This is a genomic window from Ruminiclostridium cellobioparum DSM 1351 = ATCC 15832 (genome assembly GCF_000621505.1).
Taxonomy (GTDB): domain Bacteria; phylum Bacillota; class Clostridia; order Acetivibrionales; family DSM-1351; genus Ruminiclostridium; species Ruminiclostridium cellobioparum.
Window position 1 is genome coordinate 49356 of sequence record NZ_JHYD01000023.1, and the last position, 25340, is coordinate 74695.

Sequence of the window (25340 nt, forward strand, 5' to 3'; positions counted from 1 at the left end):
TCAATTATTTTAACCCTGTTTTAATATTCCTTCCTATATTTATCAACCATGTAATGGGAGAGGATATTAAGTCCAAGGGTTATCAGGAACAACAGCAAACCTACCGCAAAAAGCGAATAATATCCTACAGTACCGTGGGGATTATCTCCCTGGCTTGCCTGTACTATGAACGAAGTCATGGTCTGTACGCTCTGCAGCGGATTAAAGGTCAGGTTGGGTCTGGCACCGGCTGCAATGGTTACGATCATTGTTTCTCCTATGGCTCTGGACACTGCCAGAACAAAGGAAGCGGAAATTCCTGAAATTGCAGCAGGCACGACTACTTTCAGTGAGGTCTCCATCTTTGTGGAACCCAGTGCCAGCGCCCCCTGCCTCAAACTGTCCGGCACTGCTCTCAAGGCGTCTTCACTGAGCGAAGATACCAATGGTATTGTCATAACTCCAACCGCAATACTTGCACTTAACGCATTAAAAATCTCTGTTTGAGGAATTATTCCTTTTAAAAAGGGAGTTATTGCCGTTAATGCAAAATAACCGAAAACTATTGAAGGTATACCGGCAAGTACTTCCAGGATAGGCTTTATAACCTTTCTCACCTTTTTGTTTGCATATTCACTGAGGTATATTGCTGTAAAAAGTCCTACAGGTATTGATATAACAGCTGATATTAATGTAATCAGAAGCGTTCCGCATACAAGCGGAAGAACACCGAAGTGAGGCTCGCTGAAAAGAGGTGTCCATACCCTTCCAAATAAGAAGTCTTTTATGGATATCTCGGTAAAGAATCCTACTGAATCTCTAAGCAATGATATTATGATTCCCAGTGTAGTTAAAATAGTTATAACAGCAAATAAGAAAAGAATATTTTTTGCTATGGTATTTGAAAGCTTCATTCTCTTAATTCTTGTATTGGCAATTTTTCTGTTTTGTGCCGCATCCACGCTCTGAGTCATTTTTGAGCCCTCCTTCACAACATCATAATAGCATTAATAGAAGAAAGCAAAAAGTAAACTGCTGTTAAGCCAATGTTAATAAAATGTTAAGTGAGATGATATTAAAATTATTTTTATCCAAACATGATTAAATTATTGTTCCGGTTAAGAAAATAAGACAGGAGTAAATTGCCGATTTGTGCAGATAATATGAATTAAATCCTGATTAAGTAATTTATTGACGTAAATTATTATTAACATCAAGTTAACATAGATTTAAACCTGCATTAAAAAAGTGTTGTTATTATTAAAATATCCAATAATAAATTAAGATAGAGGATTACAATTATGACAAATGATTATAGAATAACAACCAAAAATTTAAATCTGTTTTACGGTGATCTTCAGGCCTTAAAAGATGTTTCGATTGATATTCCCAGTAATCAGGTAACTGCTTTCATCGGACCCTCCGGCTGTGGAAAGTCAACTTTTCTAAAAACTCTTAACAGAATGAACGACCTCATTTCAAATGTCAGAATCACCGGAGACGTGTATTTCGACGGTTTGAATGTTTACAGGGAGTATGATATAGTTGAGTTGAGAAAGAATGTTGGAATGGTATTCCAGAAGCCTAATCCATTCCCCATGTCTATTTACGATAACATTGCCTATGGGCCTCGGATCCATGGTATAAAATCCAAATCAAAGCTGGATGATATTGTTGAAAAAAGTTTAAGAAACAGTGCACTATGGGATGAAGTCAAAGACAGGCTGAAGCAAAACGCACTGGGACTGTCCGGAGGACAGCAGCAGAGGTTATGTATTGCCAGAGTACTTGCAGTCGAACCTGAAGTTGTCTTGATGGATGAACCCACTTCGGCGCTTGACCCTATTTCAACCCTTAAAATAGAAGATTTGATTGAAGAATTAAAGCGGAATTATACTATAATAATAGTTACGCATAATATGCAGCAGGCAGCCAGAATCTCAGATTTAACTGCTTTTTTCCTTCATGGTGAAATTGTTGAGTTCGGTAATACCAACCAGTTGTTCAGCAATCCGAAGGACAAGAGAACCGAGGACTACATCACAGGAAGATTTGGCTGATACTTTAAAAATATTTGGCCGCTATGTGGCTCAAAGCCATATTATGGCTCATGGAGGTTAACATGGTAAGACACTCATTTGATAAAGAACTTGAGCATTTGCACAATTTAATGGTTAAGATGGCCGGTCTGGTTGAAGAATCAATCGAGAACTCCATCCTTGCTCTGAAAAAACAGGATATAGAACTTGCCACAAAAGTATACCAGAGTGACGACGAAGTGGATGAACTGGAAGGCCGAATTGAAAAAATATGCATTAATCTCATTGCAAGACAGCAGCCTCTGGCAAAGGATCTAAGAACTATAAGCACGGCATTGAAAATTATTACCGACATGGAGCGCATAGCTGACCATGCGGCTGATATTGCCGAATTGACCATAAGAATGGCCGACATGAAATATATCAAGCCTCTGGTTGATATCCCCCATATGGCTGAACTGGCAAAGAAAATGGTAATCAGATCAATCGATTCTTATATAAAACAGGATGTAGTGCTGGCAAGAGAAGTATGTGATTCCGATGATGAGGTAGACGATCTTTTTTCAAAAATAGTACTTGAACTTATCAATATAATGAAAAATAATCCCGAGACGGTTGAACAGGCTACAGATTTCATGTTTATTGTAAAATATCTAGAACGGATTGGTGACCATGCTACAAACATCTCCGAATGGGTTGTATTCAATGTAACCGGATCCCATGGTCATCTTGCAAAAAAGACTGATTAATAACCGCAAGCGGCTTTTCATTGCTATTTTGAATTGCTGCTCAAAGCAGCAGGATGGGAGAGAATATGTCAAAACAAACTATTTTTGTCGTTGAAGATGAAATGCATATACAGCAGCTTATAAAATACAACCTTGAATCCAACGGCTTCAAGGTCACGGTTTTTGATAACGGTGAAGACTTGATTTCACATGCTCAGGAGAATATACCCTCCCTTTTCATTCTTGACATCATGCTTCCCGGTATCGATGGTTTGGAAGTTTGCAGGCAGCTCCGCCAGAATGTTGCTACCAAAAATATACCTATAATAATGCTGACAGCCAAAAGCGAAGAATTTGACAAAGTACTGGGACTTGAGCTTGGTGCCGATGACTATATTACAAAACCCTTCAGCGTAAGAGAATTATTAGCCAGAATCAAAGCACTGTTCAGAAGGATAAACACAGTAATTGAACCAAAACTTGATGTTATCACCCACGCAGATATAACTATCGACTGTACCAGAAGAGAAGTTTATAAAGGTGACAGGCTGATTGAAATGCCCCTCAAGGAATTTGAACTGCTTAAAATGCTGGTTTTAAACAAGGGAAAAGTGCTATCCAGAGAGCACCTGCTTGACAAAATCTGGGGTTTTGATTATTATGGGGAAACAAGAACTGTAGACGTACACATCCGTTATCTCAGACAAAAAATTGAGGATAATGATGAAAATCCTACTTTTATTGAAACAATCAGAGGTATAGGTTACAGGTTTACCGACAAAACATCGTCTGCAAATGCCAAATAGTATACATATGCTCTCTTGGAGGTGCAGATACGGATGAAATCAAAGATAGTAAAATATACGATATTTCTGGTCATTATCGCAATAACCATCACAGGAATATTCACATCGGCTCTGGCGAGATATTTTTATAAGTATGAGGTTCAGAACAGCATAGAAAATACTGCTGTTCTTTTGGTACATCAAATAAATGAGGAAAATTCCCAGAATAAAAGCGTAGATTATGACAAGCTTGCAAAAAGCTACGCGAAGCTTTTAAATGAAAAGCCGTCAGCAATTGAAAGCTTTTCTTTTTTTACCAGAATAACTATTATAAACTTTGACGGGACTGTACTTGGAGAATCTGATTCAAACTTAAATGAAATGCAAAATCATTTGAACAGAAAAGAAGTCAAAGAGGCCATTGAAGGTAAAATGGGCACCGACGAGCGCTTCAGTCAGACCTTAAAAGTTACATATCTGTACGTGGCATTGCCTATAAAAGAGTCCGACATAATTGTCAGAGTATCAATTCCCCTCTACCAGCTAAACTCAATCAATAAGGCCTTCTTCTTTTATACCATAATTGGCATACTGGTTGGATTAATGCTGACAATACTGATTTCCTTCAAGCTTTCAAAAGTAATAACAGACCCTATCCGCCAGCTAATTAATACCTCAAAGGAAATTGCAGGCGGAAACTATAAAAAGCGGGTAAATATCAATTCAAAAGACGAAATCGGACAACTAGCCCACACATTTAACGGGATGGCCGATAAACTGGATGAAACCCTTTCCGGAATAATGGATAAAAACGTAAGGGTTGATACGGTTATAAACAGCATGCGAGATGGAATAATTGCAGTTGATACAGAATATAAGATACTGCTGATAAATACTATTGCATGTGATATTTTCGGGGTCAAACACGGACCGGGAATTATAGGTAAAAATCTGATCCAGATCACCCGTAATGCAAAGGTAAATTCCATACTCATAGACACAATAAAAAACAACCACCCTTTAACCGATGAAATAATGATGTTTTCGCCATTGAAAAATACCGATAATATTTATAAAATCTATACCAATCCCATAAAAAATACCGACATAATAAAAAGTGTCAACTCGGGCGGAGTAATAACCCTTCACGATGTTACCTCGGTAAAGAAACTTGAACAGATCAGGACGGAATTCGTATCAAATGTAACCCATGAACTTAAAACTCCTCTTACCTCCATAAGGGGCTTTGTCGAAACCCTCAAAAGTGGTGCTATCGAGGATACCGCAGTCGCAACAAAATTTCTGGACATAATAGATATAGAAGCGGAACGCCTGCACACCCTGATAAATGATATTTTACAGTTGTCTGAAATTGAAGTCATGAGAAAGGATGACAACATAAAGGAAAACAACCTTGGCAATATTATAGACGAAGTTATTTTAATACTTGATGCAGCCGCACAAAAAAAAGGAGTAAAACTTGAAGTTGAAGCAGATGAAAATATAATTATGCTGGTAAACAAAAACAGAATAAAGCAGATGCTGATAAATCTTGTTGATAATGCCATAAAGTACAATGTTGAGAATGGTACTGTCCACATCAGAGCCAGTAAAGCCAGCGGGAAAACAATGATCTCCATCAGAGATACCGGTATCGGCATATCTGAAAAACATCACTCCAGAATTTTTGAAAGATTTTACAGGGTTGATAAAGGCCGTTCCAGAAACATGGGCGGAACAGGACTGGGATTATCAATCGTGAAGCATATCGTAAACCTGTACAACGGAGATATCAGGGTGATAAGCAAGGCCGGACAGGGTACTGAATTTATTATACAGCTGCCGCTATAAAAATCGTGGGGTCCTGCTGATTTTGGCAGACTTTTAGTGTATAATAAAAATGGCTCAACTGTATTACATTATATTTTAAATGCTGTTTCCGGGAGGTATTCCATGAAATTCCGCAAGGTATTAAGTATATTTATGGCCTTGATATTAATCATGTCACTTTCTGCCTGTTCCGGTACGGCTCCCAGGAGGAATCCCTCTGCTTCCAATGCTTCTGTTTCAGGTAAGGATTCCAAAACCGCACCTGTTACACTAAAGTATTATACTATAGGAACTCCTGATTCAGATTTGGAGAAAGTAAACAAAGCATTAAATGAGCTGCTTGAAAAAAAGATCAATGTCCGTATAGATTACAACAAGATAAACTGGAGTGATTATGGGCATATTCTTTCAAATATAATTAATTCGGGCACCAATTTTGACATAGCATTTGCAACCGAAGGCGACCAGGGAGATTACTCGGGAAATGCGGTGAAAGGTGTGTGGCTTGCACTGGATTCATACCTCAGTACCACGGGTAAGGAAATGTATGCTGCAATTGATCCGCTCCTCTGGGAAGGTGTAAAAATCAACGAAAAGATTTACGGTGTTCCCACAAACAAGGAAGTAGCCGTCCCCGAATGGTGGATGTATTCAAAAGAGCTTATTGACAGGTATAATATTGATATTTCAAAGTATTCAACTCTTGAATCGCTGGAACCTCTTTTTAAATTGATCAAGCAAAATGAGCCCGACTACACCGTCATAGAACTGGATCAATACTCTCACAACTTTTTTGCCCTGGAAAGCTATGAATATGTTTTAAACAAGGATATTCCATTAATGGTCAAATCCACCGACAAAAGCCTGAAAATAGTAAATATCTTTGAAACTGAAACTGCCAAAAAAACTCTGTCGATGCTGCGGAAGTTCTACAAATCCGGCTACATTAACGAAGATGCGGCGGTAAAGCTGATTTCGGGACTGGAAAAGGATCTGAAGGTTTTCTGGCGTGAAGGAGGCGGAGGCCCTTATTCCACCAGTTCCTGGTCAAAAGACACCGGATATGAGGTGGTTGCACACCAGGTCTCCCCTTCCATTGTCACCACAGAATCAGCCCGCGGCGGAATAATGGTGGTAAATTCCCGTACAAAATACCCCCAGGAATGTATTAGCTTTCTCACCTGCCTGAATACCGATCCTGAGGTAAGGAATTTGATCAACTTTGGTATTGAGGGAGAACATTATGCTTTGACTCCCCAGGGCCAGGTAGAAGTGAAAAAAGACAGCGGTTACACCGGAGTTCAGTATACACAGGGGAACTGGTTTATCTTGAAAACCTTAAAGGGAGATCCCGGGAACAAATGGGATGTATATAAGAATTTTAACAGTGAAGCAATAAAATCGGAAGCTCTGGACTTCACTCCCGATGTTTCCGGTGCCGCCGTCAGCACACGGCTGTCAGCCGTATCAAAAGTAACTGCAAAGTATTACCCCGGATTAATGACCGGCACAGTTGACCCTGAAAAAGTGCTGCCCATGTTCATTAACGAACTAAAAGCTGCCGGAATTGATGAACTGAAAAATACCCTTCAGCAGCAGATTGATGAATGGAAATCAAAGAAAAGTGCTGTGTTCAAGTTAAATTAACTCATTGTGATAATAATTTAACTTTTGCTTTACCTGTGTAATTTTATATATCAACTGGTAACTTCCGTACTAACTTCATAAAATAAGGACGCACCCAAAACAATTACGAAAATTGTATCGCCTCATTTAAAGTGGTTTTGCCGTCGCTCAAACTCGACATCCTGTCTCGATTTGAAGCTCAAAGCAACATCCTGCTGCTTTGCCGGAAAAACCGCTTTACCTTCGTCGACAACTTATCGCAATTGTTTTTAATCGTGCATCCTATTTCATGAAGTTGTCCTCGCGTACCAGTTGATTCTAATTAAATCTATCTGTAAAGCAAAACAAAATTTCAATTAGCACAACAGTTTAAATTAATATTTCACCTCAACTAGTGGTCTGTAACATCTAAAACATAGTGTTGTCAGGCGAGAAAAATTTTTGCAAGGCAAGGCGGAGGAAGGCGGAATAATTGCTTTATTTCAAATGACGACAACGAAAGCCGACGGCAACCTATGAATTTAGGTGTTACAGACCACTAGGCCGCTCCATATTTTTCTTCCGCTTTCCCTCAGCTCCAGTAAAAACTCTCCCGGTTCCACGCAGTACCTCATTCCGCTGTCCCAGACAGCCAGCTGCCCATACTTCAGCTCAAGCCTGCAGGTCTTTTCTTCTCCAGGCGCAAGCCTGACCTTTGTGAACCCTTTTAGTTCCCTTATCCGCCTTACGGTGCTTGCCTGCAGGTCTTGAACAAACAGCTGCAGCACTGCGTGTCCCTCAAGGTTTCCTGCATTCCTTACAGTGAAAGCCAGCTCAAACTTCTCCCCTTTTTCAAGCTTCTCAAGAGAGATAGTTTCAGTCGTAAGTTTAAAATTCTCTGCTTTAAAACCGGTATAGCTGAGTCCGAATCCGAAAGGAAACAGAGGCGTGTTTGCCATATCACTGTACCTCATTGCGTCATAAGACACCTTGTAATTATAGTACACCGGCAGCTGTCCTGCGCTCCTTGGTATCGATACCGGCAGGCAGCCTGAAGGGCAGACCTTTCCCAGCAGTATTTCAGCCAGAGCCTGCCCGCCCATGGGACCCGGATAAAAAGCACCTATAAGTGCCCTGCTGCGGGCAGCCTCCTCCTCCACTGCATAAGGTCTTCCCTGAATCAGTACTGTTATTACCGGTTTCCCGGTGTCAAACACAGCCCGGGCCAGCTTCTGCTGCACTCCCGGCAGGATAAGCCCGGCACAGTCTACTCCCTCTCCGCAATCCATTTGAATATTATGGGCACCTTCCCCATCCGGTTGAGGAGTGACAGCGGCCCCGTTAATATCAAAGCTTGCACCCGCAAACCTGCTGGAGGAGCCTCCCAGGGCAAGTATTACAATATCACTGGAGTAGGCCAGCTCAACAGCGGTTTTAATGCCTGTTTCATCCTTTCCGCCTATTGAACAGCCCGGGGTATACCTTATTTCTGTATCTGGACAGAGATTCTCAAGTCCTTTTAACAGGGTTATACCTTCTCCTTTTCTCAGTGGAGGAGTATAATCCCCCAGTTGATTATATATATTGTCTGCATTTGGTCCGATAACAGCTATGCTTTTTACCTTTTTCAGATCCAGAGGGAGTATGCCCTCATTTTTCAGCAGCACAGCCGACTGCCTGGCCAGTTCAAGACTTTGAGGGTGTTGCTCATAACTGTAACGGTAAGGCTGCCGGCTCGGGCAGCTATGCTTTTCTTCCTCAACATTGGGCTCTTCCTTTTCGGTAGCTTCTTCCAGATAGGGCCTCTCAAACATGCCCAGCTCAAATTTCAATTCCAGGACTTTTAGAACAGCCCGGTCAATCAGCTTTTCGGACACAAGTCCCTTTTTTACCGCTTCCTCCAGTCCTGTAAAACCTTTATCCCATAGACTGATGTCCACACCCGAGGACAATGCCAGCGCCCCCGAGCGTATATTGTCTCCTGTCAATATGTCAAGCCTGTCCACGGCAGTTCCGTCGGCCATCACCACACCTGAGAAATTCATCTCCCGGCGCAGGATGTCCTGAAGCAGCCTGCGGTTTCCGTGACAGGGCATTCCGTCTATTTCGTTATAGGCGGCCATTATTCCCTTCACACCTGCTTTGCAGACAGCTGCAGCGGGCGGGAGATGAATTTCACGCAGCTCCCGTTCACCGATACGGGCAGCGCTGGCATTTATGCCTCCCGTCCCCTCTCCCTGGGCACAGAAATGTTTCGCCACCACAGGCACACCCCGTTCCTGACAGCCTTTAACTGCCGCCTCCGCCAAAACGGAACACAAATACGGGTCCTCTGAAAAACATTCTTCACTGCGGCCCCAGCGGGGATCACGCAGGACATCCAGCATTGAAACCAATGCCAGATTAACACCAAGTTCCTTCATCTGCCGTGCGCAAACGCCGTAGGCAGAGGCCACCAGCTCAGGATTCCAGGCTGCACCCATGGCCAGGTTCACCGGCAAAAGATAACCGTCCAGAGCCTGGTGCCCATGTGGGCATTCACTGCTCATGAGCATGGGAATACCAAAGCGGGAATGCCGGACAACATATTTCTGGGCCAGGTTATATGCCTTTATTGCAAGGCTGCCCTCCAAACCGGTATTAAAATCCCGCTTGGACCAGGGATCGGCACGGTATAAACCGTATAAAACTCCCAAACCGTTCCAGTACCTGACCTCTTTCTTAAATTCCGCAGAAAGTTCTACTTCATCATCTATTCTGTTATAGCAGTCAAAACCGTAAAGTCTCTGGTTCAACTGTACCACTTTCTCCCGCAGGGTCATTCTGCTCAGCAGATCCTCCGACCGCTCTTCAGGGGAAAGTGAATTATCTTTATACTTTTCTGAATACATTTCTTCCCTGAAATTTCCCATCAGCCATCAAACTCCACCTTAAAGGTTTTAATTTCATAGGGTTTAATATAAAAATCAAAGGAGTTCTCTGTATGCTCCGCATTACACAGTTCATTTTCAAGCAGATCGCATTCGGTTACCCTGCTGATTTTTCCATTCAGCTTTATTGAAACAGGCCCTCTTTTGTTTTGATAATCATATGCTCTGATAATCATGGAGGAACCACTCTCAGCACATTTCACAGTTTCAACCATCACATGTCCCGCATCTGCTGAAAGCAGTGAGAAATTGAGCTTATCATCTGCTCCGGCAACTGCATATACCGGCTGATTCAGCTTTGCAGCTTCCTGTGCAGTATTTCCTTCACGCCAGTTGCCTGCATGAGGATACAGTGAGTATGTGAAATAATGTTCTTCCTGGTCGGTATGAGGGTTGGGCTCGATACCTGATTTTATCAGGGTCAGTGAAAGATTGCCCTCATGCACCGAATGTCCGTACTTGCAGTCATTGAGGAGACTTACACCATAACCTCCCTCTGAAATATCAGCCCACTTCTGTCCGCAGCTTTCAAAACGTGCCTGATCCCAGCTGGTATTCCTATGGGTTTTACGGGTCACATTCCCGAACTGAATATCAAAGGTTGCTTCATCGGAATGAATTTCAAGAGGGAATTGGACCTTGAGCAGATGCTGATTTTCATGCCAGTCCACATAGGTTACAAAATCAATGCGTCTGGAGCAGGCATAAAAATGTATTTTCTGTGAGACAACAGAACTCGAAAAATTCCTCTTTATCTCAAGAGTGGCCCTCACGGGACCGTTTTCAATCCATTCCATGGCTGCAATATCATTTACATCCCAGTATTTCTCGGTATAGAAAATATCTATATCCCAGTTATCATAGTAAATAGGCTTATCCTCATACACCCTCAGCTGATTTCCACACTTGCCGTCCTTAAGCACCTGCCTGCTGTTTTCCTTGTCAAACAGGGAACTGATATTGCCGTCCTCGGTGAACCGGACGTCATAGAAGGGAGTCTCGATTCCGTTTCCTGTAATGCGGAACGGAGTCCCGTCTTCAGACCTGCCCTGCTCATCACGGCCTGGAGTAAAGCTTTTAAATCCCTTGGACGGAAGGCCTTTTACGTATGCAACGGCTCCGTCTGCAGTCTGCTGTACAGGGTAAACTGTCCCGCTTTCATCAGTGAGGCTCTCCGCCTCCATATTGCCCAGCAGAACTACATCATCCCTGTCAAAGCCCAGAGTATTAAAGAGAACCACGGCAGCTCCCTTGCCGGCCAGGGCTGACAATCTTTCCTTTATGAGCTTACCTGCTGTTTCGGCCAGCCGGGCATACTCTTTTGCGGTCTGCTCATAAACCTCCTTAATTGAGGAGCCCGGCAGTATATCATGAAATTGATTCAGCAGCACTGTTTTCCACAAGCCGTCAAGTTCCTTTGCCGGATAATCAATTCCGGCAGAACCGGCCATTACCGACAGGAGTTCGAGATCCATCAGCATCAGTTCACTCTTTCTGTTGGAGCGCTTGTTTCGTGCCATGGAGGTATAGGTGCCTCTGTGGTATTCGAAATAGAATTCCCCTTCCCACCTGGGCAGTCTGCTGCTGTCCTTTACGCGGGCTTCAAGCTCTTCAAAATACTTTCTTGAGAATTCCTGTCTCACTTTTGGAATACCTTTAACCCCTTTATCCATACGAGTTGAAGTTTCCAGCATCTGGCGGGTGGGCCCTCCTCCTCCGTCACCATAGCCGAAGGCAACAAGGATATCATTGTTGATCTCCTTGTTCTGATAACGTGTCCAGCCTCCCATTATTGCATCAGGATGCAGCATCCCGTTATATGTTGTAAAAAAATGGTTTGCAGGCTGCCCCACTCCCAGGGTGCTGATAAAGTGCGTAAACACTTCCGATCCGTCTATACCGCGCCACAGCAGTGTATCATAGGGCACCTTGTTGAACTGGTTCCAGGACAGTTTTGTGGTCATGAAATAATCTATTCCGCATTTTTTCATTATCTGCGGCAGTGCGCCGGAATATCCGAAAACATCGGGCAGCCAGAGAATTCTGTTATCAACCCCGAATTCCTCTTTGAAGAACTTTTTGCCGTGCATGAACTGGCGTACCAGAGACTCACCCGACGTAAGGTTGCAGTCTGCTTCCAGCCACATTCCGCCCTCAGGCTCCCAGCGCCCCTCCCTGATTCTCAGCCTGACTTTTTCATACAGCTCAGGATAGCGTTCCTTTAGGAATACATACAGCTGCGGCTGGCTGGACATGAACCTGTAATCAGGGTATTCCTCCATGAGCTTCAAAACAGTTGCAAAGCTGCGTGCGACCTTTTCCCTGGTCTGCTCCACCGTCCACCACCATGCAACGTCTATATGCGTGTGACCTATGCATGTGGCTATTACCTCATTAAAGCCCGCCATATTTTCATAGAGCTTATGCTTGATGTACTCTCGCGCTTGATTTACCGAGTCTGAAAACCCAGGTGAGGGAACCTTTCTGAAATCCAGAAGGTTTATGGTACTGTTCAGCACTGCTTCAATATCAAGTCTGGTTTTGTCGTCTTTGTCCATTCTTTCAAAGGCCCAGACAGGTACCTGCAGGTCATAGTACAAGCCCTGTATCTGCGGATCAATCTCTGCCGCCTCGCCTATCAGTCTGAATTCGCTGTGGAGTGTCCCGGTGTAGGATTGAAGGTTCATATGATATGTCCTTCCGGCCTGGGCACGGTTTGTTACCAAAACTTCGCGGTGATTCATATCCAGGCCCTGGACTATTTCTCCGTCAATAAAAAGCAGGAACTGGGGATTCTTTCCGTCATCCCATTCTTCAATCTGGGTGTGAAAAATCAACCAGAGCGGTCTTCCATCGAATTCCTCCGGTACGGTAAATTCCGTCTTAAACCAGTAATGCCTGTCAGGGCCGTACCAGTGCATGGTCCTGCTGTCAAAAGTCCTCCAGTCTCCGGCTGCAGCTTCCGCATCGGCAGGCCTCAGAAAATTTCCCTCTTTTACCTGCCATTGAGTCAATTCCACCTTTTGTATCTTTGAAAACTTTTTCAGCTGGTCACAGATTACCTGGACCCTTTCCTTTGCAAATATCATAGCTCCACCTCCAGGGGGTATTTTTCCATATAATCAAGCAGTTCGTTAAAAGTGGTAAATGCCAATCCGGTGACTGTATCGGCACAGCCATAATAAATGGCTATTCTTCCCGTCGCTGCATCGGTCAGGGCCGCACACGGAAAAGTCACATTGGGAACATCTCCGACACATTCGTATATGGTCTGAGGACCGAGGATGTAATTTCCTGAACGTGCAATAACCTTCCAGGGCTGATCAATATCAAGCAGTGCACAGCCCATTCGATATACAAACCCATTGCAGGTATTTATTACACCATGATAAATCAGCAGCCAGCCCTTATCGGTTTCTATGGGCACCGGTCCGGGACCTATTTTCTTTGACTGCCAGGCCGACTCGTCGCTATTGATGGTTCCCATTACATATCTGTGCTTTCCCCAGAAAGTCATATCGGGACTTATACTGTAAAAAATGTCCCCAAAGGGTGTGTGCCCTGTATCACTGGGCCGGCTGAGCATGGCATAATGTCCGTCTATTTTCCTTGGAAACAGTACTCCGTTTCTGTTGTATGGCAAAAATGCATTTTCCAGCTGATAAAAGGTTTTAAAGTCAAAGGTGTAAGCCATTCCGATGGTCGGACCGTGGTAACCGTTGCACCAGGTTATATAATAGCGGTCCTCGATAAAGCAGACTCTTGGATCATAGCGGTATTCCCTTTTGATTACTTCGGAAGTACCCTGGAACTTTATGGGTTGTTGATTGATTTTCCAATTTATTCCGTTTTCACTGAAACCGGCAAAGATATCCATACTTACCGACCTGGAGTCACATCTGAAAACCCCGGCAAAGCCATTTTCAAAAGGAACCACCGCAGAATTGAATATGCTGTTTGAGTTTGGTATTGCATCCCTCTCAATGATGGGATTCTGAGAATATCTCCATACCGGCTGGCTGCAGCTTGCCGGCTTATCCTGCCATGGAATGTTTGGAAGAGCTCTCCCTATTATTTTACTCATGTGCTACCTCTCTATATAAATTTTATTGTTGTTTTCGAGTTCATTTAAAGCTGTTTTTAAAAAATATACAAAAATCCGAACAATAGGCTTGCACTAACGTCCGGATTTTTGCCCTGCACACGATTAATTTGCAGACTTAACCACTTCGGGAAATGGTTAAATATTATTTAAAATATTCTGTGATCTGTTTCTGTGCTTCTGCCATAATTTTATCCATACCTGCTGCTTTAAGCTCTTTTACAATCTTCGGAACCATAACCACAGGATCGGATGCACCGGTTTGCAGTTCATATTTGTATTTATCCCAAACTGCCTTGCAGTTTGCAACTTCCGTTGAAAGGTTGCTTATATCAAGAGCGTATCCGAGAGTAACCGAAGCCGCAGCTTCCTCATTTAACTTTTTAACTGCATCCCACTGGTCTGCCGGGTTTGGATCAACCGCCGCCATGTTGAAGAAAGTTCCCTGTGAGTAAGCTGGCAGAGTCCAGGTATCACTTGTTCTCTTTATTACGTTGTCGGCAACCTTCTGCCAGTCAGTTCCTTCAATACCGTATGCAAGCATATTTCTCAACTGTGCATCTGTGTTAACGGCCTGTATGAATTTCAAAGCCTCTGACTTATATTTTGAATTTGCCGAAATGGCATTCAGAGAACCTTGAATACTGCTTGTTGTGAATATTGGTCCAAACTGCTGTGCCATTACATATTTTTCAACACCTTTATCCACCTGCCAGCTTGCTTCGGCACCCGGGAAGGCCTGTGCGCTGAAGAACGGAAGTTTCTTTGGGGCTTCTCCCAGGGTCGGAGCATCAGGATTGATTATTCCGTCCTTATACCACTGGTGAAGCTGTTTCAAATCTTCCATTACATCCGGTTGTTCAAGTACTGATACCACTTTTCGCGAAGTATCATCTATCTTTACGCCCATAGGTCTCAATCCCAGTGTAAGGTCATCGTACTTGTTGAACATACCGTTAAAACCGTCATCCTTTATCATCTGCAAAGGATAATAGGACTTTCCCTCTCCGGCTTTGATTGCGTGGAATGGCTTATCAAGCTCCTTTAAGGTTTTAATATTTGCATAATCAATGTTGTATTTCTTAACAATGGAATCATCCCATACAAAGTACTGAGTTATTGATGAATCCTTATAAGTAGGCACTGAATATATTTTACCATTCAGCTTTGTACCATTCCATACTTTTTCAGGAATAAATTTGAAGAGGTCGGGAGTTTCCTTCTGGACTGCGTCTGTGATATCGGCCAGAGCCCCGAGATTTATAAACCGGTTGTAATTGTTGTTGTTTACAAACATTATGTCAAAAGCCTCTCCGGTATTGACTATTGTGTTCATCTTTGTATCATAGTCACCCCAGCCGGCAACCTTGATATCAATTTTAACACCGTATTTTCCTGCAATGTATTCATTTATTTTTGCCACACCTTCTGCAAGATTTTGCGGTTGTGTACCTATCTGCCACCATACAATTGTAGGAGCATTTTCAGCCGACACCTGTGTGCTGGCTGCCGCATCAGTGCTTGGAGCAGTTGATGCCGTACCCGTACTTGCGGTAGATCCCGAAGCCGCAGAATTTGAACCGCAGCCTGCAAACGCGAATAACATGATGCTTGCAGCACAAATAACAGATAGAACCTTCAACATCTTTTTCATTTCTATTTCCTCCATTTTTTTAAATTTTTTTATAATCAAACTTAAGCCTACTTAAGTTCAATATCCGTGCAGATGAATTTGTTCCAAACCGTATCCTTTGAAAATAAAATCATTCCTTGACCGCACCTATTGTCAGACCTGAGGTGAAATACCTCTGGAAGAAGGGATATGCACATGCAATAGGAATAACTATGAGTACTGCTATAGCCATACGGGCCGATTCCTTGGGCATTTTTGCCGACATTTCAGCTGCACTGATTCCGATGGTGGCGGCATTTTTAGACAAATAGTCGGCCTGATTCATGATTTTATTCAACAACGCCTGCAGAGAATACATATCCTGGTTATCTATATACAGCATGGATTGAAACCAGTCATTCCAGTAGCCGAAGCACAGGAACAGTCCTATTGTGGCAAGCACCGGCAGCGAAATGGGCAGTACAATACTGAAAAATATCCTGAGCTGAGCTGCTCCGTCGATTTTAGCCGACTCTACCAGTGCATCTGGTATTGTAGTTCTAAAAAAAGTCTTGCATATCAAAACATTAAAGGAACTTACCGCCAGCGGCAGAATCAAAGCCCAAACGGAATCCTTCATGTGAAGCTGGCTTACATTTATATAATAGGAGGACACCATTCCTCCGTTGAATATCATTGGTATGAACACCATCCAGGTCATGAATTTTTTCAGGCGGTACTGAGGTCTTGATAAAACATACCCCATGCTTGTAGTAAGCAAAACTCCTATAAAAGTTCCTGCAATGGTAACAAACACTGATATTCCAAGTGCCCTAAGGATCATGTTTGCCTGCTGGTAAAGAAATATATATCCATCCATCGATATAACCTTTGGAATCAACTGATAGCCAAATCCTTCAATGTAAGCCTCCTTTGTAAGGGATATGGCAATGACGAATAAAACCGGAACAAGCGATATCAAAGCCAAACAAAGGAATAATAAATTAAAAACCATATTTGTAAAAGGTTTAACCTGATTGAATCTTTCAACATTTTCCTTGTAATTAAATTTCTGTGACATTAATATCCCCCCTAAATCATTGCGCTTTCAGAATCAATTTTTCTAACCAGTGCATTGGCCAGAAGAATGGTCACACAGCCCACCACCGACTGAATTAAAGCTGTTGCCGACGCCATGCCCGTCGTTCCCGATTTCATCATGGAGTACACATAAACATCAATTGTGTAGGTAACGTCAAACAAAGAGTTGGAAGCTTTCGGCACCTGATAGAACAGACCGAAATCCGAGTAGAATATTCTGCCCACACTGAGAATGAACATTATTACAATAACTGTCTTCATCAGCGGCAAGGTTATATACCTCACCTGCTGCCATTTGGTCGCTCCGTCTATAACAGCAGCTTCATAATATGTGCCGTCGATTCCAGTTATAGAAGCCAGATAAACAACCATTCCGTAGCCCACGCTCTTCCACAGGTTCATAAAGATTATAAAGTACGGCCAGTATTGGGGACTCATATACCACTGTACAGGTTCGCCCCCTATGCTTTCTATGATTTTGTTGGCAAGTCCCTTGTCATAGCTGAGGAAACCGAATACTACGGCAGAAACAACAACCCAGGACAGAAAGTAAGGCATGAACATTGCCGTCTGATATATTTTTGCGGCTATCCTGCTGTGAAGCTGGTTGATTATAAGGGCAAGGACTACCGGAATTACTATTCCTAAAATTATGAAAACAATATTATATGCAAGAGTATTTCTTATAATTGTCCAAATATCTCCGAAGCTGAAAAGGGACTCGAAATTCTTTAAACCATTTCCCCCTGCCCAGGAACTCCTGAAAACACTTGTAATGAAATTTCCTGAGATTCTGAAATCCTTAAAGGCAATAATTATTCCGAACATCGGCAGGAAGCAGAAAAGTACATACCATATTGTGGTTGGCGCCGCCAAAAGCGTGAGCTCTGTGTCATCCTTCGTCCACCGCTGACGGTACTTTTTTGCGGGCTGTGATCTATTTATCATTACGAAATCCTTCCTTTTAAGCATATTTTTATTTAGATTGAACAGATTTCTTAAAGCCTTTCTTACTTTGATTATATTGCCTATCACAATTTTGCTTCCAGTCAATAAACAATATAAAATAATATAAAAACGTTAGATTTAATAAAAAATATCTATTTATTTGGATCGCAAATCCATATTTTTTGTATAGATTGCCATAAAGCTACATAACGACATATAAGATTATCTCTTTTTATTTCAACAAAAAAGTCCCCGGATAAGGAATTACCCTTAAACCGCGGACTTAAATTTTATATTGCTTTTTACCATGCAGCTGGTTCTAATTTCTAATGTTTATTTCCCTTTTGCTGCCGAATCTACAGATAGTTATTGACAACGTTTTCTTCATATCGGCGCAGGTTGCCGGGCGAATAACCAAAGTAATCCTTGAAATGGATGTAGAAATAATTCAGGTTCAGATACCCCACTCCATAGGCTATTGAAGCTATCTTTTCCGAAGTGGTCTCAATTCTTTCCTTTGCCACTGTCAGCCGGTAGCTCATCAGATACTCGGAAAACTTCATGCCGGTTTCCTTTATAAAAATTTGTCCGAGATAAGTGCTGTTCATTTTAAATTTATCAGCTATAATCTTGAGATTTATATTTTTGCTGAACTCACCTTTCACAATCAAAATCACCTTATTTGTAAGATTTGAGAGAGATGAATATTCCACGTTCAGAATGGGATCGATATTTTTATCCTTTGGCATCCTTCCTTCCAGAGTCCCCTTCAAATCTTCTACTATAAGTCGTTCGATTATTTGCTTCAGCTTGACTGCATCAATGGGTTTCAGGATATAATCCTTTACACCCCTGAGAAATGATTTCCTGACAAATTCAAATTCATCGTAGCCGCTCATCATGACATAACTGGTAGGAATTTCAAGAACATTTAGTTTTTCAATAATATCATACCCCCGTGCATCATCGATGCACACATCAAATAAAGCAATGTCAGGTCTCAGTTCCACCGCCTTTTCCACGGCTTCATGGAAATTCAGGGCAGACTCTATCCTGCTGAATCCATAGCTTTTCCAATCAATAAGCCGTTTTACCCCGTCAATAATCATGGGCTCGTCATCTACTATCAGCAACTGGTACATGTTCATCCCCCCTCCAAATCGATATAGATATGGTAATACCCGCTTCCTCGTTGTTGTTCAATTTCATTTTCAGACCATCTCCATAAAAAAAGCGAAGTCTGGTATATACGTTGATCAGGCCGATACTGCTATTATCGGTATTTTCTTTTTCGGTTGCGGCAAGCCATCCATTTATTGCTTCAAGCCTGTCAGGTTCAATCTTTTCACCATTGTTAATAATTTGAAACATTACTTCATTTTCATAAATTTTTCCGCTTATAAGCAGCAAATTATAATCGCAGCTTCTGTCGAAACCGTGTACAAAAAAATTCTCTACCAGCGGCTGCATCCAGAATTTAACCGTTTCCATTGCGCGTATTTCATGATCAACATCTATCTGGTAATAAAATTTTCCGCTGAACTTAAATTCCATTATTTTCAGATATTTCGTGAGTATGTCAAGTTCATTTCCAATAGTTATTACATCCTTGTTCTTAACCACCTCCCGCAGCATTCCTCCCAAATTGAACACGGCATCAGCAACACTTTCGTCGTTGTTCACCATGGCATGGGACCTTATAACCTCAAGGGTATTATATAAAAAGTGCGGATTTATCTGCTGCTGCAGGGTCTTCATCTCGGCTTCCTTCTGTTTGAGCTTCAGAATGTATTCTTTTTGAATATGTTCTTCAAGCTGTTCCGACATATCATTGAGCTTTCTTGCTATTATACTGAATTCATCCTTGCGTTTTTTTATGTCTATCTTTACAAACTTTCCCGACTTTGCCTTGTCTATGGCTTTGGTAATCAGACTCAGGTATTTGGCATCAAAGGACATACGCGTGGCTATCAGCAGAGTTATTGATATAAATATAAAAAGAATACCGAATATATAAAATAAAAATATTGAGCGATTCTGATTGATTATAGCTCCATAACTCACTAATGAAACCATTTTAAATCCATATTGTTCAGATGTATATACATTATAATGCATTTCCTGAAAAAAACCGGACCCTATCCTGCCGCTTGTTTTTTCACTGTCATATATTCGCCGGAACTGCTCCTTCATAGTATCATCAGCTCCGAAATAAAGTTCACCGTCCTTACTCATAACAGCTACATGAACTATGGGATTTTTATTGATATTTCCAAAAATAGCCTGAGCCCGGACGAGAAAGCTTACTTCTCCCAGCGTTTCAGACATATCACCCGGCTGCAGGATTTTTTTTGTATAATTGTAGCCCAAAGATATGTCGTTTTTTATTCCGCTCCGGTTTGGAATGCGGAATCTTACCTGGGAAATCCCATTGGTTCCATAGGTAATAATATTTGAATTTTTAGAGGTAAGAAATAATATCTGGGAAATGGAATACTGGTTTGATCTAACAAAATTCTTTATATCTTCAATAAAGCTGGTTTCGGCTTCATCGCCCGATACCTCCACAATGCGTTTCATTATATAGGTCTCGGCATCATTTCCGAAAAAGCGCATGAAATCCTTAAGTATCCGGCGGTTCTGTTCAGAATACAACCCTAGAAAATAGCTGTCTATTTTCTGGATATTAAATCCTATATTGTTCTGAGCATTTTCAAACTCTTTGAGAGAGTCCTGCTTTATCTGCTCCAATTGACTGTTTAATGTCAGCTGGAACAGCAGGGAGCAAACCAGAGTACATACTACCAGCAGGGATAAGGTATAAACAATAAAAGGCTTACGGTAGACCTGTTTTTTAACAAATTCCAGCATAGCATTACGCCTTTCATTCCATTAGCCTGATATAACGGGTCAATAAATTTTCCAAGAACGTGAAACGTTCTTTTGAACCTATGCGTTATAATATATTTTATATTGGCTTGCAAACATTTTTACAGTACACATTTGTTATATTATAGTATAAAAACGTTAGATTCAAGTGTATTTCTTGCCATTCCGTTCTGCTTCCGTGATATATTATGAAGTGTAAACGTCTCTTTCAACCTTAAATTTTATAATTTCAAATAATCTAAAAGGAGTTATTGCGTTATGAATTATTCTCTAAAACTGCTTGGTTTGAATGAGTATCAGGAAAAAGCCGTTAATGAGCTTTCAGGGCTGCTGTACGTGACTGTATCTCCGAACGGCCTCCCCGTTCAATTCAGACGGTCACACATTCAGGAATATAGTTTCGACGGAAACTCCGGAATAATCTACTATGAAAAGGAGCACCAGATATTACGCGGACTTGGTATTTTTATCGAAAATCTGGAGACGGGAAAACCTTTTATTGTAAGAGAAAGTGCGGCATATGACCAGCTGGGTGTAATGATAGACTGCTCCCGCAACGCAGTTTTGAATATACCTTCTTTTAAAGAGCTTATAAAACACCTGGCTTTAATGGGCTATTCAAATGTACAGCTCTATACCGAGGACACTTACGAAATAAAAGAATATCCCTATTTCGGCTATCAGCGGGGCCGTTACACCCCGGAGGAATTCAAGGAAATGGATGCCTATGCCAAACTTTTTTCCATAGAGCTTGTACCATGTATTCAAACACTGGCTCATCTGGGCCGTGTATTGAAATGGGAAGCTTTTTCAGAACTCCGTGACTGCAATGATATACTCCTGATAGATGATGAGAAAACCTATGCTCTCATTGATGATATGTTCCGCACAATGTCTCAAAATTTATCCAGCCGCCGTATTAATATCGGTATGGATGAGGCTCATATGGTGGGCCTCGGAAAATATCTTGACAAACACGGATATAAGGACCGTATGGAGGTAATGCTCCGGCATTTTAACCATGTTATGGATATTGCACTTAAATACGGTTACCGCCCCATGATGTGGAGCGATATGTTTTTCAGGCTTGTATCGGGAGGCCAATACACCGCTGATGACTGTCCCATTAAAGAGGAGCTTCTCAGTCAAATACCTGAGGATATAACTCTGGTGTATTGGAATTACTATTCCACTGAACAGGAAGAGTATGATAAAATGCTGTGCAATCACAAAAAAATAAGTTCCAATTTAGTTTTTGCCGGAGGTGCATGGAAATGGAACAGCTTCACTCCTTACAGCCATTTCAGTGAATTTGTTTCAAAAGTCGCCCACAAGAGCTGTCAAGAGCATAATATCCGTGAAGTTCTCATAACCAGCTGGGGGGATGACGGGGCCGAATGCCCCTTGTTCTCCGTACTGCCTGTATTTCAGATATGGGCTGAGCTGTGCTATTCAGGTTTCTCCCATGAAGAATATCTTGAGAGACGCTTTTTGACATGTGCGGGAGCTTCATATAAAGATTTTATCACCCTGGGTGAACCCATATTGACCCCTGACAATCCCGCACCCGGACGCTGCGGGATAAATCCCGCAAAATACCTGCTTTATCAGGACATCCTGGGTGGGCTTTATGATGCACATGTGCTGCCTGATTCATATGATTTACATTTCAAAAATTGTGCCCGGAAAATTGCTGAATGCTCTGAACGCAATCCCAAATGGCGTTATCTCTTTGAATATCACAGGGCCTTTTGTCATGTGCTGGCTTTAAAGAGTGAAATGGGAATCCGCATAAGAAAGGCTTATCACTCGGGAGAAAAAGGTATTTTACTTGAAACGGCACAGATTGAAATACCTGATTTACTTAACCGGGTGGAAGTTTTACTGACTTCATTGGAGGAACAATGGAAAAAAGAAAACAAAATTTTCGGACTTGACGTACTTGAGCTTCGTTTGGGAGGATTAAAACAGCGCCTGCTGTCAGCCTCCCGAAGATTAATTCAATATTCCGGCGGTGAAATTGACATATTGGAGGAACTGGAGGCAGAGCCACTGCCTTATGATATAAAATCCCATGAAAAGGGGGAAATATCAGTTTGGTGCCAGCCCTGGCACAATCTGGTCTCTTCTTCGGTAGTAGTGACATTATAGAAGTTTTAACTAGACTTGATGTTGGGGCCGCGGCGCAAAACAATTGAAATACATGGAAAACATTATAATAGTGCTCCCGTGCTAACTTCAAAAAATGGGAAGCACTATTATATTTGTCTTGTTTTGAGATGGCCCCCTGCATCAAGCCTCTTATATATCCCCATTGCTCAGGGAGAATCCATCAGTATTTTAACCCATTACAACCTTAACTTCATGGTTCTTTCGGTCATTAAAGACAGGAACAATATTACCTTTATATTTTCTGCCGTCAACAACAAGTTCTTTAACACCCTTTGATACATGCTCCGGATTGCTTATGGTTATATCATAAGTGGCATTCCGGAACTTTCTGCTGATCTTATAGCCATCCCAGGCCTTTGGTATGCAGGGATCGATCATGAGACCGCTGTAGTCAGGCTTGATTCCAAGAATATTCTGAGAAATGACTACAAAGTTCCAGGCCGCAGTTCCTGTCAGCCAGGAGTTCTTTGCCTCCCCATGTCTCTTTGCGTCCTTTCCGGCAATCATCTGGGAATAGACATACGGCTCGGTCTTATGGATCTCACTTATTTCCTCAGTGTACGCAGGAGCAATTTTTGAGTATATCTCAAAAGCCCTGTCCCCTCTCCCAAGTACTGTTTCCCCGGCGGCAACCCAGGGATTGTTATGGCAGAATATGCCGGCATTTTCCTTATAGCCGGCAGGGTAAGTCGAAATTTCACCCATGTTGATATAATACTCTGTAAACGCAGGGTTGTTAAGTACCATACCATGATCGCTATCGAGATATTTTTTGGCCGAATCCAGAGCCTTTTCCACGTGGCCGGTGTTGAGACCGATTCCGGCCATTGTGCAGAAGCCCTGTGATTCTATGAATATCTTGCCTTCTTCATTTTCCTTGCTGCCTATCTTTTGGCCAAAATCATCGTACGCACGGATGAACCATTCTCCATCCCATCCATGCTCAAGAACTGTTTCGGTCATTTTATCAATATGTACCTGAGCCTTGCCGGCCTCCTCTTCCAGCCCATTCAGCCTGCATAACTTAACATACTCCGGTCCATAGTAGACAAACATTCCCGCTATCAGAACCGATTCTGCCACCTTGCCATCCTTGCTCGTAGTGGTCTGGAAGGATTCATCGGGAGCATTTGAGAAGCAATTCAGGTTGAGGCAGTCGTTCCAGTCTGCCCTTCCGATCAATGGCAGTCCATGGGGACCCAGGTTATTTACAACATGATAGAAGGAACGTCGCAGGTGGTCAAACAAAGTGGCCGCCCTGGAAGCATCATTGTCATACGGAACCATTTCCTTCAGAATGTCCATATCTCCTGTTTCTTTTATGTACGCGGCAACTGAAGCAATCAGCCATAAGGGATCATCATTAAAGTTTCCGCCGATTTCATTGTTGCCTTTCTTAGTCAAAGGCTGGTACTGGTGATATGCACCGCCTGTTTCCAACTGGGTGGCTGCTATATCAAGTATTCTCTCTCGTGCCCTGTCAGGAATCTGGTGAACAAAGCCAAGGATATCCTGGTTGGAATCCCTGAAGCCCATACCTCTGCCTATGCCGGTTTCAAAGTATGAAGCACTTCTGGACATATTAAAGGTAACCATGCATTGATACTGATTCCATGTGTTTACCATCCTTGCCAGCTTTTCATCCTTGTGCTCCAGTCTGTACTGCGTGAACAGCTGGCTCCAGTAATTCTGCATTTCTTCAAATGCAGCCTGAACACCTGCCGGATTACCTTTTTCCTCAATCATGGCATAGGCTTTTTTCTTATTGATTACTCCCTTGCTTTCCCATTTGTCATCCTCAGCATTTTCAACATAGCCCAGAATGAAATCATATTCCTTTTCTTCACCGGGCTTTAATTCCACTGTGATACAATGTGAAGCCATTGGACCCCAGCCGTCGGCTATTGTATTTTGGGGTTGGCCGCTGACAGGAACCTGGGGGGCCTCAAACCCGTTATATAATCCCACAAATGTATCTCTGTCGGTATCATAGCCTGTTAGACCCGCGTTTACAGAATAAAAAGAAAAGTGATTTCTTCTTTCCTTATATTCTGTTTTGTGGTAAATAACTGAATTCTCAACCTCAACTTCGCCTGTGCTCAGGTTTCTCTGGTAATTAGTCATATCGTCATATGCATTCCATAAACAGAACTCTATGCATGAAAACAGTTTCACAGTCTTATTATCTGAGGTTGTGTTTTTAACCCTGACTCTGTGTAACTCTCCATTAAAATTCAACGGAACGAAAAAGAGTATTTCGCTGCTTATTCCATTTTTGCTTCCTGTTATTTTGGTATACCCCAAACCATGCCTGCACTCGTAGCTGTCGAGATTGGCTTTGACCGGTGACCAGCCCGGAGACCACAGGGTTCCGTTATCGTTGATATAGAAGTATCTCCCTCCCATATCGATTGGTACGTTGTTGTATCTGTACCTTGTGATTCTGCGTAAACGCGCGTCCTTATAAAAACAATAACCGCCCGCAGTATTTGAAATTAAAGAAAAAAATTCCTGTGTTCCCAGGTAATTAATCCAGGGATACGGTGTTTTGGGAGTGGTAATTACATATTCCCGGTTCTTATCGTCAAAAAATCCAAATTTCATATTTGGGGCTCCTCTC

Annotated in this window: 16 protein-coding genes; 6 read left to right on the forward strand and 10 right to left on the reverse strand. The window is 42.2% G+C overall.

Annotation, left to right across the window (positions count from 1 at the left end; genetic code table 11):
* Positions 1-20: 20 nt before the first annotated feature.
* The gene (gene pstC, locus T344_RS0108930) at positions 21-953 is read right to left on the reverse strand and encodes a phosphate ABC transporter permease subunit PstC (protein ID WP_004622891.1); all 933 of its coding nucleotides are present in this window, start codon (positions 951-953) and stop codon (positions 21-23) included.
* Positions 954-1280: 327 nt separating this feature from the next.
* On the opposite strand from pstC, the gene pstB reads away from it, so the two are divergent.
* The 5 genes from pstB (at position 1281) to T344_RS0108955 (ending at position 7008) form a co-directional block, all read left to right on the forward strand.
* A complete protein-coding gene (pstB, locus tag T344_RS0108935) occupies positions 1281-2039 on the forward strand; it encodes a phosphate ABC transporter ATP-binding protein PstB (RefSeq protein WP_004622906.1) in 759 nt (252 codons plus the stop codon).
* 62 nt (positions 2040-2101) lie between these two features.
* Positions 2102-2767: a phosphate signaling complex protein PhoU gene (phoU, locus tag T344_RS0108940; protein WP_004622898.1), complete on the forward strand. Its 666-nt coding sequence runs from the start codon at positions 2102-2104 to the stop codon at positions 2765-2767.
* Positions 2768-2832: 65 nt separating this feature from the next.
* Positions 2833-3552, forward strand: a complete 720-nt coding sequence (locus T344_RS0108945) for a response regulator (protein ID WP_027628415.1) — start codon at positions 2833-2835, stop codon at positions 3550-3552.
* 33 nt (positions 3553-3585) lie between these two features.
* Positions 3586-5382, forward strand: coding sequence for a two-component system histidine kinase PnpS (gene pnpS / locus T344_RS0108950; RefSeq protein ID WP_027628416.1), 1797 nt, complete (start codon positions 3586-3588; stop codon positions 5380-5382).
* A gap of 102 nt (positions 5383-5484) precedes the next feature.
* Positions 5485-7008: an ABC transporter substrate-binding protein gene (locus tag T344_RS0108955; RefSeq protein ID WP_027628417.1), complete on the forward strand. Its 1524-nt coding sequence runs from the start codon at positions 5485-5487 to the stop codon at positions 7006-7008.
* A gap of 500 nt (positions 7009-7508) precedes the next feature.
* Here the strand turns inward: T344_RS0108955 and T344_RS0108960 are convergent, their stop codons facing one another.
* The 8 genes from T344_RS0108960 to T344_RS0108995 form a co-directional block, all read right to left on the reverse strand.
* Entirely contained in the window at positions 7509-9878 is a 2370-nt protein-coding gene (locus T344_RS0108960) for a glycoside hydrolase family 3 N-terminal domain-containing protein (RefSeq protein ID WP_084331164.1), read from the reverse strand.
* Entirely contained in the window at positions 9878-12985 is a 3108-nt protein-coding gene (locus T344_RS0108965; protein ID WP_027628419.1) for an alpha-mannosidase, read from the reverse strand. The genes T344_RS0108960 and T344_RS0108965 overlap by 1 nt, the downstream gene beginning before the upstream one ends.
* The gene (locus T344_RS0108970; RefSeq protein WP_027628420.1) at positions 12982-13980 is read right to left on the reverse strand and encodes a glycoside hydrolase family 130 protein; all 999 of its coding nucleotides are present in this window, start codon (positions 13978-13980) and stop codon (positions 12982-12984) included. The genes T344_RS0108965 and T344_RS0108970 overlap by 4 nt, the downstream gene beginning before the upstream one ends.
* 163 nt (positions 13981-14143) lie before the next feature.
* On the reverse strand, positions 14144-15652 hold the full coding sequence (locus T344_RS0108975; protein WP_027628421.1) for an ABC transporter substrate-binding protein: 1509 nt from the start codon (positions 15650-15652) through the stop codon (positions 14144-14146).
* A 109-nt stretch (positions 15653-15761) separates the two neighbouring features.
* Positions 15762-16691, reverse strand: coding sequence for a carbohydrate ABC transporter permease (locus T344_RS0108980; protein WP_027628422.1), 930 nt, complete (start codon positions 16689-16691; stop codon positions 15762-15764).
* Positions 16692-16702: 11 nt separating this feature from the next.
* Entirely contained in the window at positions 16703-17659 is a 957-nt protein-coding gene (locus T344_RS0108985; RefSeq protein ID WP_027628423.1) for an ABC transporter permease, read from the reverse strand.
* A gap of 356 nt (positions 17660-18015) precedes the next feature.
* Positions 18016-18801, reverse strand: coding sequence for a response regulator transcription factor (locus tag T344_RS0108990; protein ID WP_027628424.1), 786 nt, complete (start codon positions 18799-18801; stop codon positions 18016-18018).
* The gene (locus T344_RS0108995) at positions 18776-20530 is read right to left on the reverse strand and encodes a sensor histidine kinase (RefSeq protein WP_027628425.1); all 1755 of its coding nucleotides are present in this window, start codon (positions 20528-20530) and stop codon (positions 18776-18778) included. The genes T344_RS0108990 and T344_RS0108995 overlap by 26 nt, the downstream gene beginning before the upstream one ends.
* Positions 20531-20806: 276 nt before the next feature.
* On the opposite strand from T344_RS0108995, the gene T344_RS0109000 reads away from it, so the two are divergent.
* Positions 20807-22699 carry a beta-N-acetylhexosaminidase gene (locus T344_RS0109000; RefSeq protein ID WP_027628426.1) on the forward strand — a complete coding sequence of 631 codons (1893 nt, stop codon included), beginning with the start codon at positions 20807-20809 and terminating at the stop codon, positions 22697-22699.
* A gap of 189 nt (positions 22700-22888) precedes the next feature.
* Here the strand turns inward: T344_RS0109000 and T344_RS0109005 are convergent, their stop codons facing one another.
* Complete coding sequence (locus T344_RS0109005) at positions 22889-25324, reverse strand: glycoside hydrolase family 94 protein (RefSeq protein WP_027628427.1); 2436 nt, start codon at positions 25322-25324, stop codon at positions 22889-22891.
* Positions 25325-25340 lie beyond the last annotated feature (16 nt).